General features: G+C 69.9%; 16 protein-coding genes. 10 read left to right on the forward strand and 6 right to left on the reverse strand.

From position 1 onward, the window contains the following. Positions 1-214: 214 nt before the first annotated feature. Positions 215-397 (reverse strand): NUDIX domain-containing protein, encoded by a 183-nt coding sequence (locus tag ACIRJP_RS08390; protein WP_404169844.1) that lies wholly within the window; start codon positions 395-397, stop codon positions 215-217. Between the two features lie 426 nt (positions 398-823). On the opposite strand from ACIRJP_RS08390, the gene ACIRJP_RS08395 reads away from it, so the two are divergent. Next, a complete protein-coding gene (locus ACIRJP_RS08395; RefSeq protein ID WP_404169847.1) occupies positions 824-2,107 on the forward strand; it encodes an LAETG motif-containing sortase-dependent surface protein in 1,284 nt (427 codons plus the stop codon). A gap of 247 nt (positions 2,108-2,354) precedes the next feature. Here ACIRJP_RS08395 and ACIRJP_RS08400 read toward each other — a convergent pair whose 3' ends face one another. The 4 genes from ACIRJP_RS08400 to ACIRJP_RS08415 form a co-directional block, all read right to left on the reverse strand. Then, entirely contained in the window at positions 2,355-3,674 is a 1,320-nt protein-coding gene (locus tag ACIRJP_RS08400; RefSeq protein WP_404169850.1) for a phosphatase PAP2 family protein, read from the reverse strand. 311 nt (positions 3,675-3,985) lie between these two features. Next, positions 3,986-4,573 carry a restriction endonuclease gene (locus ACIRJP_RS08405; RefSeq protein WP_404169852.1) on the reverse strand — a complete coding sequence of 196 codons (588 nt, stop codon included), beginning with the start codon at positions 4,571-4,573 and terminating at the stop codon, positions 3,986-3,988. A gap of 599 nt (positions 4,574-5,172) precedes the next feature. Continuing rightward, a complete protein-coding gene (locus ACIRJP_RS08410) occupies positions 5,173-5,490 on the reverse strand; it encodes a DUF6234 family protein (protein WP_404169855.1) in 318 nt (105 codons plus the stop codon). A gap of 95 nt (positions 5,491-5,585) precedes the next feature. Beyond that, on the reverse strand, positions 5,586-6,539 hold the full coding sequence (locus ACIRJP_RS08415) for an alpha/beta fold hydrolase (RefSeq protein WP_404169858.1): 954 nt from the start codon (positions 6,537-6,539) through the stop codon (positions 5,586-5,588). Positions 6,540-6,701: 162 nt separating this feature from the next. Between ACIRJP_RS08415 and ACIRJP_RS08420 the strand changes: the two genes are divergently transcribed. Continuing rightward, positions 6,702-7,316, forward strand: a complete 615-nt coding sequence (locus ACIRJP_RS08420; RefSeq protein WP_404169861.1) for a TetR/AcrR family transcriptional regulator — start codon at positions 6,702-6,704, stop codon at positions 7,314-7,316. Positions 7,317-7,409: 93 nt separating this feature from the next. Here the strand turns inward: ACIRJP_RS08420 and ACIRJP_RS08425 are convergent, their stop codons facing one another. Continuing rightward, the gene (locus ACIRJP_RS08425; protein ID WP_404169864.1) at positions 7,410-8,366 is read right to left on the reverse strand and encodes an SMP-30/gluconolactonase/LRE family protein; all 957 of its coding nucleotides are present in this window, start codon (positions 8,364-8,366) and stop codon (positions 7,410-7,412) included. A gap of 107 nt (positions 8,367-8,473) precedes the next feature. Between ACIRJP_RS08425 and ACIRJP_RS08430 the strand changes: the two genes are divergently transcribed. From ACIRJP_RS08430 to ACIRJP_RS08465, 8 genes are all read left to right on the forward strand, one after another. Beyond that, positions 8,474-8,950, forward strand: coding sequence for an Lrp/AsnC family transcriptional regulator (locus ACIRJP_RS08430; RefSeq protein WP_404169867.1), 477 nt, complete (start codon positions 8,474-8,476; stop codon positions 8,948-8,950). A gap of 12 nt (positions 8,951-8,962) precedes the next feature. After that, positions 8,963-9,091, forward strand: coding sequence for a hypothetical protein (locus ACIRJP_RS08435; protein ID WP_404169870.1), 129 nt, complete (start codon positions 8,963-8,965; stop codon positions 9,089-9,091). A 169-nt stretch (positions 9,092-9,260) separates the two neighbouring features. Beyond that, a complete protein-coding gene (locus ACIRJP_RS08440; RefSeq protein ID WP_404169873.1) occupies positions 9,261-10,121 on the forward strand; it encodes a hypothetical protein in 861 nt (286 codons plus the stop codon). A gap of 175 nt (positions 10,122-10,296) precedes the next feature. Then, positions 10,297-11,220, forward strand: a complete 924-nt coding sequence (locus ACIRJP_RS08445) for a hypothetical protein (RefSeq protein ID WP_404169876.1) — start codon at positions 10,297-10,299, stop codon at positions 11,218-11,220. 384 nt (positions 11,221-11,604) lie between these two features. Then, positions 11,605-12,831 carry an ATP-binding protein gene (locus ACIRJP_RS08450; protein ID WP_404169879.1) on the forward strand — a complete coding sequence of 409 codons (1,227 nt, stop codon included), beginning with the start codon at positions 11,605-11,607 and terminating at the stop codon, positions 12,829-12,831. Continuing rightward, the gene (locus ACIRJP_RS08455) at positions 12,828-13,232 is read left to right on the forward strand and encodes a roadblock/LC7 domain-containing protein (RefSeq protein ID WP_383711610.1); all 405 of its coding nucleotides are present in this window, start codon (positions 12,828-12,830) and stop codon (positions 13,230-13,232) included. The genes ACIRJP_RS08450 and ACIRJP_RS08455 overlap by 4 nt, the downstream gene beginning before the upstream one ends. Continuing rightward, complete coding sequence (locus tag ACIRJP_RS08460) at positions 13,229-13,603, forward strand: DUF742 domain-containing protein (RefSeq protein WP_404169882.1); 375 nt, start codon at positions 13,229-13,231, stop codon at positions 13,601-13,603. Before ACIRJP_RS08455 ends, ACIRJP_RS08460 begins: the two co-directional genes overlap by 4 nt. After that, a complete protein-coding gene (locus ACIRJP_RS08465; protein ID WP_351254215.1) occupies positions 13,578-14,168 on the forward strand; it encodes an ATP/GTP-binding protein in 591 nt (196 codons plus the stop codon). Before ACIRJP_RS08460 ends, ACIRJP_RS08465 begins: the two co-directional genes overlap by 26 nt. Positions 14,169-14,171 lie beyond the last annotated feature (3 nt).

The following is a 14,171-nucleotide window of genomic DNA, read 5'->3' on the forward strand; positions in this document are numbered from 1 at the left end:
TCCTGTGAATTCATTGAGACTCTACCACGAAAAGGATCACTCACTCTCCATTACGCACGGCTTCGCACTCACGGCGACACCGGCCAATCTGCGAGCAATTCCTTCCGGGAGAGCAGTGGACAAATCCTCCTGCATCACCGAAAAAACGCAGCACCCATAGAGAAATACAGAGAAGCCCAAGAGGTGCCATATAGAAGTTCTGCGATCTCGGACGTCAACAGCGGTCTCTGCCGGTTCCAAGATCGCATTCTCGGAGGGCGGCCTCCCGGGACTCGTCGCCGGCCTCGACGCCGCCGCCGGGCAGGACCCAGCGCTCGGGGATGCCGGGCCTGGTGCGGCGGATGACCGGCATCGTCTCGTCAGCGGTGACGTGGGCGTGACGGACTCGTTCGATCATGTCGGGCCGCATCCTTGCTTGTCGGCGGCCTCAGTGCAGCGGCCGACCGCCGTCGACATGGACGGATCAGCCCACGAGGGATGCCACCGGAGCCACGACGCAGCGACGGTTCCGGGGGAAGCGCAGCACGGTCACCGGTGCACCGAATGGTTCAGCGATGGCCGCCGGGCGGGCGAGCGGCGCCAGGGTGCGCGGAACACCGCACCCGGGGCCCTATGGCATTGATCACAGCGAAAGTGTAGGCGGCGAACACAACTGCACCCTTTTGTCTTTTTTATCGGTTGCGGTTCTGTGGTATTAGCCGGAGCAGGTGAAGAACTCATGGCGGTGGACCGTTGGCCCGGCCATACGATCCCCTCAAGTCGCATCTGCGTGCCCCCCTCCCGCCGCGACCCCTTCTACTTTTTCGGACACCGAAGGGCTCTTGTGAAGATTCGCCCGATTCTTGCCACAGCTGTTGCCGCCGCAGTGACCATGCCTGCCCTCCTGCTGTCGGTCACCCCCGCGTTCGCCGACGAAAAGCCGGCAGCGCAGACGCAGGACAAGACGCAGGACAAGCCGTCCATCGCGGAACTGGAAAAGGCCGCCGCCGCCGCGAAGGCGACGTACGACGACGCCGTAAAGGCCGAGAGTGCCGCCAAGGCGGCTCTGGAAGCCATCCTGTCCGACACCAATCCTCTGTCCGTGGCCGCCAAGGCCGCCGAGGCCGCGGCGGCGGACGCCGCCGCCGCGAAGGCGGACGCCGACCAGGCGGTCATCGACGCCCAGGCAGTGGTCGACGCACTCCCGGAGACGGCCACCGCGGAGGAGAAGGCCGCCGCCGCGACCAAGCTCACCGAAGCGAAGGCCGACGCCGAGACCGCCAAGGAGACCAAGGCCGCCGCCGATGCCGCGGTCGTGGAAGCCCTGGACGCGCGGGACGACGAGCGGGTCGCCGCGGTCCGGAAGCTGGACCAGGCGCAGAAGGCCACCAAGGCGGCCCTCGCTGACAAGACCGCCGCCGACGAGGCGCTGGCCAAGGCGAAGGAGGAGGGTGGCGAGGACGGTGAGGACTGCGTCCCGGAGGCCAGGCTCACCACGGTCGTCACGGGGCTGCCGTCCACCGTCGTCGCCGGTACGAAGGTCGACTTCAACCTCCGGGTGACCAACGGCACCGACAAGACGATGGACGAGGTGCTTCCGTTCGCCTACGTCCACGCGACCGACCGGAGCGGGCTCAAGAGCATCGATGACCTGGTGCACCTGCAGTGGTCCTCCGCCTCGTCCTCGAAGTGGAAGACCGTCGACAACAAGCACTACATGGACGCCATCAGCTCGCTGAAGGCCGGTGCCCACGCCGACATCAAGATGCGCCTCAAGATCGACGCCTCGGCCCCCGCAGGCAACGGCGTCACCTTCGTCGCCGGTGACTACTTCAACGACAACGGCACCTGCGGCGGGAACCCGGACCTCGAAGGCTACGAGTTCCTGATCGCCGCCGCGGGCAGCAAGCCCGGCAAGGTCGACGACGCCAAGCCCAGCACCACCAAGCCGAACACCTCGGACGTCAAGACGCAGAGCAGCGCGTCCCGTCCGGTGAGCGGCAGCCTCGCCGCCACGGGCTCGTCCTCCGCGACGCCGCAGCTTGCCCTCGCGAGCGGCGCGGCCGTGGCGATCGGCGCAGGCGCGGTGTTCCTCGTACGCCGTCGCAAGGCCGGCACCCACGCCTGACACACGGGGTGGGGTGCCGAGCGGGCACCCCACCCCACGCGCCGGACGTCCAACGGGCCCGACACCGAGCAGTTCCAAGCCCCTGGTCAGCGACCTGGGGCTGCGTTTTTGCCCTGGTCCCCAGCTCCGCTGACGCGAGAGCGTCGGCCTGGGGGCCGCTGGCTGCGTACCGGTGTCCCGGCCCCGCTCGGGCAGTGCTCATGCCGCACCCCGGTGCGCCCCGGTACGGCAGGGTTCTCAAGTCGGCTCAAGCCGGTTCGGGTTGCGGTTCCGGCTGCCGCGTCGGGGCGGTTCCCGGTTCCCACCGTGCGACGGTTCTTACGTACGCGTAGATCACCGAGACCATCGCCAGTACGAGAAGCGGTCCGGCCAGCCACGGGTACTTCGCCATCTCCAGCGGCAGATAGCGATAGGACACCAGGAGCGCGGCGAACACCGTCGCGCCGTAGGCGACCACCCGGAGCCCCGATCGGTCCCAGCCGCGGTCGAACGTGCGCAGGGCCGCCTCGATGGTGAGCGTGAACACCACGCCGGCGATGAGGTCCGCGCCGTAGTGGTAACCGAATCCCAGCGTTGCGGTCAGCGTGGCGATCAGCCAGAACGTTCCCGCGTACCTCAGGAACCGTGGGCCCTTCCGGGAATGGATGAAGATCGCGGTGGCCCACGCCGTGTGCAGGCTGGGCATGCAGTTCCGCGGGGTGATGGCGTCGAACGGCATGTGGTGCGGGGCACTGACCGGTGGCAGCGTCTGTGGCCACAGGTTGGCCACCGCCCATTGCCCGGTGGGCGGCGATTGCGACCACCACAGGCTGACGGATGTCCAGTGCTCGGTGCCGGTGCCGTAGGCGTAGAGCGGTCCGACCACCGGGAAGATCATGTAGAAGGCGGGCCCGAGGAGGCCGATCACCAGGAAGGTGCGTACCAGGTGGTGGCCCGGGAAGCGGCGCTCGTTCGCCACGTTGCGGAGTTGGTACAGCGCGACCAGGACCGCGGCCACCGCGAGCTGGCCGTAGACGATGTCGAGGAAGTTGAAGCCGATCGGACCGGTGGCCGTGACGAGCCGGCCCACCAGCCACGACGGGTTGCCCAGCGCGTGATCGGCGGTCGCCACGTACTGGTCGAGCACTTCCGGGCGGGTCTTGGAGGTGATGAGCAGCCAGGTGTCCCCGGTCTTGCGGCCGGCCACCAGCAGCAGGCCCAGCCCGACGCCCTTCAGCAGCAGGACGCGTTCCGAGCCGGTACGGCGGGTGACGGCGATGACCGCGCAGCCCAGGATCACCCACAACGCGCCGTTTCCGAAGGGGTGGCCGTCGGTCACCTCGGCATCGGCCAGCCATCGGACCACCCAGAAGGCGACGTCGATACCGATCGCGGCGCCGAGCGCGATGAACCGTTCCCGCCAGGTGAGCACCAGCATCATCAACGCCATGCCGGCATACAGCAGGGGGCCTGATTTGGGGGCGACCACCACCTCCTTCGCCTGGCTGGCGAGCGGCCCCGGCAGGCCGTAGTGATGAGCGGCGATCTCCAGCGCGATGAGGAAACCGAGGGTCACGACACCCGCCACGGCCCAGAGTCGTGCCCGTGGTCGACGCCAGACGGAGAGCGCGGTTCTGTAATTTATTCGCGGAAAAGACCGCGATGTTATGTTTCTCAATTTTCGGCCGATTTTCTATATTTTGGTCAGGCGTAAGGGCGGGGTCGTTCGCCACCTTCCGATCGGGTCGAAAAGATTACCGTCCGGGTTCGAACATGGACCGAGCCGCCCTGCGTGCCCGAGCAGCCCTTTCCGGCTGCGCGCTCGGCGTGTTCGCCGTACGTCCGAGTCCGGGCGCGGACCCCGTACTTCTACGCGTTCCCACGCGGTTTCACCCGGCTTCACGCAGTCGGTCCGCGAGGGGGCGGGACGGCCCGGAGCAGTTCCCACAGGGGGCGTGAGCCGGACGCCCACGCCGCGAGGGTGTGGCGGTCGACCACATGCAGCCGCTGCTGCTCGGCGAAGGCCACGGCGGGCGCGGTCACCCGGCCGTTCGTCACGATCACCGCGACATCGGCGCCGTGGACCTGGCGTGCGGTGCCGTTGAGCACCTGAAAGTCCGGCGTGCCCACCGCGGAGCCGGCGAGGCCGTCGCGCCGGTGCTTGCACTGAATCACCCAGTGCCGCCCGTACGGATCGGTCGCCTTCACATCGGCGCCCAGGTCCCCGCCACCGCCGACCCGGACCGCGTCCCGGCAGCCGTCGCGGCTCATCAGGTCCCGCACGGCGTCCTCGAACCGGGTGTGGTGCAGGGCGTCCAGCTGGGACAGCCCGTACCGCAAGCCCCGTACGCGTACCGCTTCCCACCGCATCCGCTGCTGCTTCCGGCGCAACCCGACGCCGCCGGCCGCCACCGCGAGCGCGGCCACGACGATCAGGACCCACCAATGGGCCAGCAGCCAGTCGACGAGGGCCACCACCAGCACCACGGCCACCAGGGTCCCGATCAGCCGACCCTCCGCCCGCTGCCTCGACTTGCCGCGCTTCCGGGGCCGGGAACGCCGCCCCACGGGCGCCCGCCCGGCCGCCCCAGGGCGCCTGACCGCGCCAGGGCGTCTCGCTCCGCCGGGACGTCTGCTCGCTCCCGGCCGCCCCTTGCGCGCGCCGGTGCTCATCGGCCGGCCGGGGCGATGAACACCGGCAGCAGCACTGCACCCACGTAGTTGCTCAGCAAGCGCTCAGACCTCCCCGACGACCGGCCCGCCCCGTCCCCACACCGGGAAGGCTGCGCGCCACCCCGGCCATCCTGTGTAACCGCACCTCGGCGACACCGGAGGCAGGTTGCCGACGAATGGCACAAAGCGATCGGAGCTGGCTGGATTCCGAATGGCCGACCTGCCGGCCGTGACCGGCAGGTCGACGTCCTTCACGCGGCCGGCCTGCCCGGCGAGGACCTGCCGCGTCAGGACGCGCACCGCGTCGCCCTCGGCGTCCTCGAAACGCGCTTCGCCCTCACGCTGCCCCGCACACTGATCCTGGAAGCCCCGCTCCCCGCCGTCGTTCCTGGAGACCGCCTGATCGCGTGCCGTCACCCGCTGGCGGCGGCGCAGCAGGCGAGGAACCCGCCTCCCGCTCCCAGGACGACCAGCTGCACGATCCCGGTGATCCGCCATCGCAGGAGAAGGAGACCGCCGCCTGTGATGACCGCGCCGCCGAACAGGATCCACATTCCCCGCAGCGCCTCCCCGGGCGCGTCGGGCGGATTGCCGCTGTCGTAGGCGTCGGCCCAGCCGGTCATTCCGTAGCGGAACACCAGCCAGGCGATGACCGTCAGGTCGATGAGGAACAGTGCCGCGCCGGCCGCGATCTGCCGGCCGGCCGATGGTCTGCCGTGCTCCGTGCCCATCAGCGCTCCGTCCGTGGGAGACAGCCTGTCAGCTGCTTGCTGACCAACCTGCCGGTCGGACCGGGCGCCGCACATGAGTACGAATGCTCAAACTGTCAGACGTCCACGGTACCGGCGCGGTTCGTGGGTGGCGTGGCGGCGTCCGTGTCCTTCATGAAGTCCAGCATCCGGGCGTTGATCAGGTCGGGGTGGTCGATCTGCGGGCCGTGGCCGGTCGCGGCGATGATTTCGGCTCGGGCTCCGGGGATCAGGCGCGGCACTCGTTCCAGTTGCCGTTGCGGGTGCACCAGGAGGCTGCGCTTGCCCATGATCAGGTGGAACGGGGTGCGGATGGTGGCCAGTTGGTCGTCGGACAGGGGCAGGGGCGCGGGGCGGCGGATGCGGAAGGCCCGTACGCCCGAGCGGATCATCGCGCGCAACTCCGGGACGATCAGCACCGGTTGTTCCAGCCAGGCCGCCAGGCGGGGCCGCAGCACCTTGGGCGCGAAGGTGGCGAAGAGGCTGGCGAAGACCCAGGCGAAGAAGCGCAGGCCGACCTTCTCCAGGCCGCCCGGGTCGAGGGCGGTGACCGAGGCGAGTCGGCCGGGGCGCAGGTGTGCCTGGTTGATGACGAGCCAGCCTCCGTAGGAGGAGCCGACTAGGTGGACCCGGTCCAGGCCCAGCGCGTCCAGGGCCTCGTCCATCCACTGGGCGGCGCGCTCGGGCTGCCACATGGGTTCCCGGTGCACGCTGCGGCCGGGGTCACCGGGGGTGTCCAGGGCGTAGACGGGGCGTTCGGCGGCGAGCGCGCGGGTGTTGGGGTACCACTGCGCGGAACAGCCGCCGGAGCCGTGGATCAGGACGACCGGGGTGCGGGACTCGGCGGCCGGGTCGGTGGGGCCGTAGCGGTAGACGTGGGTCGTGCCGAAGGCGGTCTCGACGTCCGCCTCGGAACGGGCCGGGGCGCCGAGCGCGTAGACGGCATCGCAGGCGGCGAAGTACCGGTCGCGCAAGGTGTCGTTGACGTATCGGCCGATGTCACGGCGTACGCGGGTCGCGTTTTCGGGCACGGCGGCACCTCCGGTGAGGATCTCGTTCTCGTGTTTCGCACTTCGTGCTTCATTCTCGTTCTTCGTAATACGACTGTATCACTACCTTGGTACAGCGGTACCATGAAGGCGTCCGGGCAGCCGGACCGCGCAGGAGGAACCGACGGGTGGAGACACGAGAGCATGCCGAAACGCGTGGACCACGAGGAACGACGGGGCCAGATCGCAGAGGCGCTCGTCCGGGTCGCCGGGCGGCGCGGACTGCACGCGGTCGGCATGCGGGACGTGGCGGCCGAGGCCGGTGTGTCGCTGAGGCTCGTGCAGTACTACTTCGGGACCAAGGAGAAGCTGCTGCTCTACGGGCTCCAGCATCTGACCGACCGGTTCACCGCCCGGGTGGGCGCCCGTCTGCAGGCCGGCGGGACGGCTCCGGGCCCGCGCGCGATCGCCGAGGCGCTGCTGCTGACCTCTCTCCCGACCGACGAGGAGGGCCGGACCTTCCACCTGCTCTACAGCTCGTACGCGATCCTGTCCGTGACCGACGAGGTCTTGGCGGCACAGCCGTTCATCAAGAATCCGGACGCCGCCGAGGACGCCCTGACCGGCCTGCTGCGGCAGGCGCAGGAGGCCGGCCTCGCCGATCCCGGGGTGGACGCCCGCACGGAGGCCATCAGCCTGCTCGCCATGGCGGCCGGCATGGGCACCAGCATCCTGGTGGGCCAACGGCCGGCGGAATCGGCCGCCGAGGTACTGCGCCACCACCTGGACCGCGTCTTCACCCCGCCGACGCCGGAGTGACCGCCCGTCGGGCACCCGCCGCCTCGGACCCGGACGACGGACGGAACGGCGGACGGGACGCGGGCTGTTCCAGGTGGTCGCGGTGGTGTCGATTCACCCGGCGGAGGGCGGCCAGGGCCGCTGACCCGGGCCCGCCGGGTGGGTGCCCGTGACGCTCATGACCACCGAATAGAGGCTGGTCCCGGCGGTGATGAAGAGTCGGTTGCGCTTGGCGCCGCCCCAGGAGATGTTGGCCACCACCTCGGGGATGTTCAGGCGCCCGATCAGGGTGCCGTCCGGGTCGTAGCAGTGCACCCCGTCGTTCAGCGCGGCGGCCCAGAGCCGGCCGTCGTCGTCGAAGCGGAGATTGTCGAAGCGGGCCGCCGGGCGGGCCTTGGCCGCGGCGAAGATCTCGCCGTCCGACAGCGTGCCGTCGTCGCGCACGTCGAAGACCCGGATGAGGCCCGCCCTGGTGTCGGAGACGAACAGCCGCCGCTCGTCGGCCGAGAAGACCAGGCCGTTCGGGGCGCCGAAACAGTCGGCGACCAGGCGCACTTCGCCGGTGGACGGGTCGATGCGGTAGACGTTGTTGGCCCCGATCTCGCTCTCGGCCCGATGGCCCTCGTAGTCGCTGGTGATACCGAAGTCCGGGTCGGAGAACCAGATCGAGCCGTCGGACTTAACCGTCGCGTCGTTCGGGCTGTTGAGGCGTTTGCCCTGCCAGTGGGAAGCCAGCACGGTGATCGTGCCGTCGTGTTCGGTACGGGTCACCCGGCGGTTTCCCTGCTCGCAGGTGACGAGCCGGCCCTCGCGGTCGAGGGTGTTGCCGTTCGTGTGCCCCGCCGGGCGGCGGAAAACGCCGACGGCGCCGGTCTCCTCGTCCCAGCGCAGCATCCGGTCGTTGGGGATGTCGCTCCAGACCAGCTGCCGCCAAGCGGGTACGTAGAGCGGCCCCTCGGCCCAGCGGCAGCCTGTGTACAGGACCTCAAGACCCGCATCGCCGTTCATGCACCGCCCGGTACGGAACCGGTCGTCGAAGGCCTCGTACAGCAGGGGACGTTCGCTGGTCATGGTGTCCATCCCTCTCAGAAGGTGCCGAATAATGTACGGCATCCAGCAGTGAACGCAAGATGACATATGGTTCGAGCGCATGTCTGCCGAACATGGATTGGAGAGTCGTGGATCACATCGACCGTGTCCTGCTGGCGCAGCTCCAGCAGGACGCCACCCGGTCCTACGCCGAGCTGAGCAGGTCCGTCGGGCTCTCGGCCGGGGCCACTCATGAACGCGTCCGGAAGCTGCGGGAACGCGGCGTGATCCGGCGCACTGCGGTCGAGGTCGATCCGGCGGCGGTGGGTCACGGCGTACTCGCGTACGTGACGGTCGACTCCACGTCCTGGATGGGCGATTCGGCGGAGCACTTCGCCGCGCTCCCCGAGATCGTCGAGGCCCATGTCATCGCCGGCAGCGCCTCGGTGCTGGTGAAGGTCAGGACCGCGACCACCCAGCAGTTGCAGGACGTGCTGCGCCGGATATACGCGATCGGGGGAGTCAACGGGACGCGGGCCACGGTGGTCCTGGAGACCCTCTTCGAGCGGCCGGTCTCCCCGTACACCGATGATGGCGTCGATGGTGGTGCCGATGGTCAGGAGTGAGTCTTCGGGCCGTTGAGTGCGGGGATCACGAAGCAGGCCGCGACGGGCAGCGCTCCGGTCGGCATGAAGCCCCGCGCGTACCCGGCCGAGGCCATGAGCCCGCCCAGCAGCGGCGGTGTGAGCGACGCGGCGAGGTTCTGATGGAACCCGGGCCGGCGCCTGCGTCGACGGAGATCTTCGCGAGAGCAACACACCTGCTGCGCATAACCTCCCGTGCGTGCCGTTACGTTGTTGCCCGCTCGGTCAGGAGTGCGAACTCGAACAGGTCGCCGGCGTGCCTGGTGGCGCGGTCGGCACAGAAGGATCGCGGATGGACTACTGCTCCTCGTGCCGCCGGACCCTCAACGGGGCCCTGGCGTGCCCCGGCTGCGGCGCGTACGCACCGGACATCGCTCCTCCCGCCCCTTCCGGCCATCACCGCCGTATCGCGGCTCCGGCAACCGTCGCGCCGGCGGGGGCGGCCTGGCCCGCGCAGGAGCAGGCGGCCTATCCGGACTCGGCGCACTGTTTCGACCTCGGCTTCGACGACGACACCCCTGACACCCCCGACGTCCCGGCCGCGTCCGCCGCTTCCTCCACTCCCGCCACGCCCACCACTCAGGGCCGCGCCGCCCGGCGTCGCCAACTGGCGCGCTGGAAGAAGCACCGGCGCCGGGCCGTGCTCGCCTCGACCGTCGCGCTCGTCGGGGGCGGCCTCACCCTCGCCGTACTGCCGTCCTCCCGGCCGTCCACCGGCCACGACGCACAGGCCGCCGCCACGACACCCGAGCCGAGGGCCACCGCCCCGGACCGGCCGGACGCCCCCGGTACCGACAACGCCACCGAAACCGACTCGTCGTCCACCGGGCCGAGTACCCGCGCCCCGCAGAGCTCCGGCACCGACACCCACCCGACCGCCACGAGCGGCTCGTCGCGGAGGATCAGCGTCGCGGTGTCCACCGCCGGCACGAAGCGCACGCGGCTGCCCGTCGTCGCGGCCCGCCCCGCCTCGGCGACGACCCCGAAGCCACGCACCACTCCCGCGACGGCCGAAACGCCCGCCACCAGCGCCCCGGCCCGGCGCACGACCATCCCTCCGGCCGCCCCCGCGGCGGACACGCCGCCCCGGGATCCCGCCCCGACGGCGACACCACCGGCCCAGCTCTGCCTGCTCGTCATCTGCATCGGCTGACCGCATCTGCGTCAGCGCTGTCAGTGGGCGCTGTTAGCTTCCTGCCTGCGTCACCGAGGAGATCGAAGCCGCCCCCCTCCGTCCGGCTCGACCGGCACTGTCATTCGGTGACGCGTGTGCAGCCCCGTTCCGGCTCACCGGGACGGGCAACGTTCCCGCAGGAGGAAGAACCTTGATGAAGAGCAGTACGACCGGACGCAGGGCGGCCCGCGCGGCGGCCGTCCTCACGGCGGCGATGGCCATGGCAGTGGCGGTGGCTCCGCTGTCCGGCACCGCACAGGCGCACGAAGCGGTCTCGGGTTCGCTCGCGTTCAGCGGCGAGGCGGGAGAGTTCGTCTCCGACGGCCGGTCCCAGGAGTTCACGGCCGGGTCGGTCGAGATGTTCGACGTATCGGGGCCCACCGCCCAGAGCGCCGTCGGCGTCACGATCGTCACCCCCGAGGGCAAGCGCTGGTCCCTCCACCTCCAGGCCCCCGAGGGCCAGAAACTGACCGAGGGCGCCACCTACACCGGGGCCTCCCGCTGGCCCGACGCCCAACCGCAGGATCCCCAGCTGGAGTTCGGGGCCGACGACCGGTGGTGCACCACCAGCACCGGTTCGTTCACCGTCTCCCACATCTCCTACGGCCCCTACGGCTACGTCCGTGAGCTCGACGCCACCTTCGAGCAGTACTGCAACGGCTCCGCGCTCCCCCTGCGCGGCGAGGTGCACGCCCGCACCGCCGAGCCTCCGGCCGAGCTTGCCATCGGGCTCGGCCTGAACCCCGAGGGCAAGGTCGACACCAAGACCGGACAGGTCACCGTCGGTGGCACCGCCACCTGCAACAAGCCGGCCCGCATATCGCTCTCCGGCCTGGTCGCCCAGACCCAGAAGAGCGGCGAGGCGGTCGGCAGGTACGAGGACGAGATGGTCGACTGCACTCCCGGCGCCCCGGTTCCGTGGAACGTCACCATTCCCACCACCGCGATGGAGCCCGGGTTCGCCTTCCGCCCCGGCACCGCGCTGTTCCGCGGCTTCGGCCGGGCGGACGACCGGGACTACCCGGTGACCGTGAACGCCGGTGACAACACCACCCAGATCACCCTGGTCAAGTCCTGACCCGTTGACACATGACGTGCCGCATCGCGGGTGGGCCCGCCCGCGATGCCGCGCGTCCCGTCCCGCCCGTCCACTGCGGCCGGCGACGGGCCGCAACCGGCCCCGTGGCAAGGACACCACGGCGCCCTCTTGTGAACATTCCGCGTCAAGAGTGCAACTGGCGTGTCGGTCTTGACAATTGCCCGCCTGCCCGATGTTAAGATCATCTTACTTCCAGTGGGCTGATGGCGTATGGGGGCATTCCGGGAGGGATGGACTCCTCGGCCCCACATCCGGAGGGGCCTCCCCTGGGTGTCGCGAGCTTGGGCACGACCGGTCCGGCGCCTGCGGCACATGAGGGAGCGTCAAGCCGTATCCATAGCCATGGCACTTGAAGTGAGTCTCATGACATTTGCACAGGGCCCTCTTCTGTGGGCACTGGTTGTCGTCGCGCTGATCGCCGTAGGTGCCGTTCTGCGGGCTCGCAAGACCAATATCGGGCTTCGCAGACAGAACGCCGAACTACACCAGCAACGCGACATGCTGCAGCGTCAGCGTGACGAACTCCATGTCGCGCACACAGGTCTGACGCATCAGCACTCCTCCGAGCTGGCCGAAGTCCGCAGGGACGCCGAGGAGGAGACCAAGGCGGTCCTCAAGGCCGCCGTGCGTACCCTCCAGGGGCTCGCGGACGAGCAGCAGGTGGTCATCGAGAACGCCCAGCAGAAGTACGGCGACGACCCCGGCATGCTCGCCGACCTGATGGCCATCGACCACGCCAACAGTCAGTTCGGCCGCCGCGCGCAGGGCATCGCGGTGCTGTGCGGCGGCTGGCTCGGACGCCGGGAGACCGTCGCCTCCGTCTTCGACGTGGCCCGCAGCGCCCAGGGCCGTATCCGGCAGTTCGACCGGGTGCGGATCAACGGGCAGGTGAACTTCTCGGTCGTCAGCAAGGCCGTGGAGCCCGTCGCGGTCGTCCTGGCCGAGCTGCTGGCCAACGCCACCAACTACTCCGCTCCCGGCACCCCGGTGGAGATCAACATCCAGGCCGTGCCGACGGGCGTCTGCCTCATCGTCGACGACGCCGGTCTCGGCATGGGCCAGGAGGAGAAGGACCGCGCGGCGGCCCTCCTCGCGCCGCAGGCCGCGATCAGCGTCTCCAGCCTGGGCATTCCCCCGCAGTTCGGGTTCGCCGTCTCCGGTGTGCTCGCCGCCCGTTACGGGTTCAGGGTCTCGGTGGACTCCGTATCGCCCTATGGAGGTGTACGCGCGGTGGTCCTTCTGCCCGACGAGCTGCTCACCGGCGATGTGCCCTCGCCGCCGCCGGTCGCCGCCCATCACGAAGCGGAAGTGGCGGCACTCCCCCGGCGTCAGGCGCCCGCACCGTCCCCGACACCGCTGTTCTCTCCGGTCGCGCAGCCGATCGCCGCTCCGCAGCCCACCGGACCCGTCGCCACCACCGCCGGTGGCCTGCCCAAGCGTCGTCGCAAGAGCCCGGTGTCGGTGGTGCCTTCCACCGGGCCGGAGCCGGTGCGCAGCAACGAGGAGACCGCTTCCCGACTGGGCGCGTTCCAGCGCGGAACACGGTCCGGGCGTGACATGACGACGATGGAAGGACCCGAGTTCCAGTGAACCCCGATCTGTCCTGGGTGCTCAACGATGTGCTCCAGGTTCCCGGCGCGCGGCATGCGATCCTCGTCTCCGCCGACGGTCTGCTGCTGGCCAGCTCCAGCGATATCGGCCGGGACGACGCCGAGACCGTGGCGGCCGCGATGAGTTCCATGCAGTCGCTGAGCCGGGCCGTCGCACCCTTCATCGGGGCCCGGGCCCCGGGCCGCTGGCGGCAGACGCTGCTGGAGTACGACCACGGCTGGATCTTCCTGATCGCGGCGGGCACCGGTGCCTACCTGGCGGCGGCCGCAGCGGCCGATGTCGACATGGAGGCCATGTCCTTCCGCATGCAGCAGCAGGTCGCCGCGCTGGGGAAGGCGATGACCACACCTCCCCGCCAGGACGCGGGAATAGACGTATGACGACGCCGGGCGAGGAGCAGGCGGTCAACAGCGGGTTCGTCCGCTCCTACGTCATCACCGGCGGGCGCGGCCTGCCCGACGCGGAGGGCCTCTCCCTCGTCACCCTGGTCACCATCGCACCCGACCGGCAGCCGCCCCCGAACCCGAGCCCGGAGGTCCGGGCCATCTGGGAGCTGTGCTCCGGCGGCTATCTGTCGGTGGCCGAGGTGGCGGGTCACCTCGGCCAGCCGGTCGGGGTGGCGAGGCTGCTGCTGAACGACTTAGCGGAGCAGGGTCATCTGATGCGCCGCAAGGCGCCACCGGCGGCTCAGCTCGTTGACAGGAAGATCCTCGAAGAGGTGTTGCATGGACTCCACGTCCGGTTCGGCTGACAGCATCTACGTGCCGGACGCGGTGCGGCGTGCGGCGAAGATTCTCGTCGTCGGGCACTTCGCCGTGGGCAAGACGACGCTCATCGGCACCCTCTCCGAGATCACTCCGCTGCGCACCGAGGAGCGGATGACGCAGGCCGGCGCGCACATCGACGATCTGCGGGGCGCGCCCGACAAGGTGACCACCACGGTCGCGCTGGACTTCGGCCGTCTGACACTCAGCGACGAACTGGTGCTGTACCTGTTCGGCACGCCGGGCCAGCAGCGCTTCGTCGAGCTGTGGGAGGACATGGCCCGCGGCTCGCTCGGCGCGCTGCTCCTGGTCGACCCGGCCCGTCTTTCCGACACCTTCCCGGTGATCGACCTGGTCGAGACGTACGGGCTGGAGTACGCGGTCGCGGTCAACAGCTTCGATCCGTACTCCCGGCATGCCGAGGAGGAGTTGCGCGAGGCGCTCGATCTGCTGCCGGACACCCCGGTGGTGTACTGCGACGCCCGGGACGAGAAGTCGTCCGCGCAGGCCCTGATCACCCTGGTCCAGCACCTTCTGGCACACGTGGCCTGAGAG

It is taken from the genome of Streptomyces sp. NPDC102437, assembly GCF_044765565.1.
In the GTDB taxonomy this organism is placed as follows: Bacteria; Actinomycetota; Actinomycetes; order Streptomycetales; family Streptomycetaceae; genus Streptomyces.